Genomic DNA, 2,166 nt, shown 5'->3' with positions numbered 1-2,166 from the left:
AGTGATGTAAGAGCAACAGAGATAATTCAGAAAAGACCGTTTTTATCAGTCAATGCGCTTACCATCATTAACGGAATAGGGCCAGCAAGACTTGCGGATATAATAGAAGAAGGTAAGGCTTATGTTGAGTAAATTTGTCATAGATAGGTTTGAAGAAGGCTATGCAATAATTGAGTTTGAGGGCAAGTTGTATAACTTTCCTAAAGCATTGTTACCTCTACAATCTAAAGAAGGCGATTTTGTAATCATTGAAACTAATATCGATAAGGAGTCAACGAAAGCGCAGAAAGAAAAAATAGGGAAACTTATAGAGAAACTTAAGAATAAATAAAGTTGTATTACCCTTTTATACAGGATATTAATAGTCAGCTTTGACAGGTAAATATATTTCGCACTAAACTGTACCTATATAAGCCAAATATCTACGAAAAAGTGTATAATATAAGAAAACTTTTTCGCAGAGGTGTAGAAATGGGTCGAGCAGAACAAAGAGAAGCCAAAAGAAAAATAACTAAAGAAGTTGCAGAATTTTTAAAAATACAATATCATTACTTTCCGGACTTAATTAGAAATATCAAAGAAGTATTAGATACAAGAAATCAATCTTATATCACATATGAGATTGAAGTGATTTTATATGTGATGATCTTGAAGAATATTTGCTCCATAGAATCAATGCAAGAAATGACAGATGTATTTAATGAAGATGAATGTGTTAAAAACATCTATAAGATTTTAGGATTAGAAGAAAAAAAGTTTTTGCCGCATTATGTAACAATTAATGAGTGCCTGTCAAAATTAGAAAATAAGCAATTAGAGTTACTTAGAAAAAAGATGATCTGTAATCTAATCCGCAAGAAAAGCTTTGATGGTGGTAAATTTTTAGGCCAAAAATGGTTAGTTATTATAGATGCAACACATTTATTTAGTTTTAGGAGTAGACACTGTGAACACTGTCTGTCAAAAACGGTCAAAAAAGGAACAGATGAAGAAAAAACAATCTACTATCATCCTGTATTAGAAGCAAAGATAGTATTAGATGATGGATTTATTGTAAGTATAGGGACGGAATTCATTGAAAACGAAGGAAAAGAAGTAAGTAAGCAAGATTGTGAAAGAAAAGCATTTAAAAGACTATCCAAGAATTTGAAAATGATGTTTCCGCGATTACCGATATGCATAATGGGAGATAGCTTATATGCCTGTGAGCCGGTATTTGAGATATGCAGACATAATAGTTGGGAATTTTTGATTCGTTATAAAAATGGAAGTATCCCAAGCATAGCAGATGAGTACAAAGAGATAAAAAAGATGGGTGAAGCTGAAGAAATGGTAGTGTCAAAAGAAACTGTTTATAAGAGAAAGCCTAAAGTAAAGAAGTTACACTGGTTAAAATGGGTTAATGAATTAGATTATTGTGGTCATAAAATAACACTATTAGAATTAGAGATTGAAGATGTGGAACAAGAGAAAACACAGCAAGAATTCCAGTGGTTAAGCAGCATGAAAGTAAATGAATATAATGCATATGATTTTGTGCAGACAGGTAGAAAGCGATGGTTGATTGAGAACCAAGGGTTTAATATTCAGAAGAACCATAGATATATTATTACGCACGCTAATAGCTTAGATTATAATGCAATGAAAAATCATTATCTGCTAACGCAACTAGCAGATATACTGTTGCAACTATATGAAAACGGAATAAAAGATGTAAAAATAGTTCACAGAACAATAGTAAAGATATCAGAAGGATTACTGGAATGCTTAAAGAAACAAAAACTTACAGAAGAAGATTTAGAATATAAACGAATGCAAGTTAGAAAAACGCTTTGATGAAAAATTATGAAAGGGGCTGGTGAATGGTAAACGAATGAAACTACATAAATGTGTATAATTTTGGTGTCGTTTGCTCTAGTGATGTGGACAACAGCATAGTAATTTAAAAAAAATGTGGATAAAGTAAAAAATCCAGGAAAGTCGCCAATTATACTAAGAGTAGTTTTAATTTACCTTTCGGAGCTGTCAATGATCATTGTTCCTTGATTTATCGGTTTATCGGTATTCTTCTGATTATCAGAATCTTTATCTTTGTTCGAGCCTGATCCGCCTTTTTTATCATCACTATTGTCATCTTTTGACGTTGCGGCTTCTAGCATATATTCA

The 2,166-nt window shown here is 31.9% G+C and carries 2 protein-coding genes; both read left to right on the top strand.

Going from position 1 to position 2,166, the window contains the following annotated elements; genetic code table 11:
- Positions 1-121 precede the first annotated feature (121 nt).
- Positions 122-331, top strand: a complete 210-nt coding sequence (locus tag AC6F8J_RS14640; RefSeq protein WP_500724368.1) for a DUF3006 family protein — start codon at positions 122-124, stop codon at positions 329-331.
- Positions 332-471: 140 nt separating this feature from the next.
- Entirely contained in the window at positions 472-1,836 is a 1,365-nt protein-coding gene (locus AC6F8J_RS14635; RefSeq protein WP_500724367.1) for a transposase family protein, read from the top strand.
- Positions 1,837-2,166: the final 330 nt, after the last annotated feature.

Source organism: Petrocella sp. (genome assembly GCF_059865615.1).
The sequence above is the reverse complement of the archived record's forward strand: the minus strand, read 5'-3'. Positions and strand labels throughout refer to the sequence as shown.

Coding starts and splice junctions, on each gene's coding strand:
- AC6F8J_RS14640 (WP_500724368.1), top strand. CDS start 122: ATGTTGAGTAAATTTGTCATAGATAGGTTTGAAGAAGGCTATGCAATA.
- AC6F8J_RS14635 (WP_500724367.1), top strand. CDS start 472: ATGGGTCGAGCAGAACAAAGAGAAGCCAAAAGAAAAATAACTAAAGAA.